1 protein-coding gene is annotated in these 248 nt (G+C 39.5%); it reads right to left on the reverse strand.

The window, feature by feature from the left end; all coding sequences use genetic code 11:
- The coding region (locus tag E1171_RS00050) for a tyrosine-type recombinase/integrase (RefSeq protein ID WP_155202968.1) at positions 1-248 on the reverse strand (248 nt) is incomplete at both ends.

Here is a 248-nt window from a genome sequence, read left to right on the forward strand (position 1 = left end):
GGCAAAGCTATGTCGCAAAGTATGCGGACTAACCTTTTTTCTTATGCCTGCTTGCTTGGCGGCACGTTTAACAATTTTCTGTACGCTTGTAGGGCTGTACTTCTTTCCCATTTCCCCTTCTAACAAATACTCTTTGGGACGGAAGATTAAATAATATTTCCTAAGGTCTGTTAGTAAATTATGACTCAATATGGTGTATCTGTCTTTATTCCCTTTACCATCTTTGATGTGGATGAGCATTCGATCAC

It is taken from the genome of Xanthovirga aplysinae (genome assembly GCF_009711365.1).
In the GTDB taxonomy this organism is placed as follows: domain Bacteria; phylum Bacteroidota; class Bacteroidia; order Cytophagales; family Cyclobacteriaceae; genus Xanthovirga; species Xanthovirga aplysinae.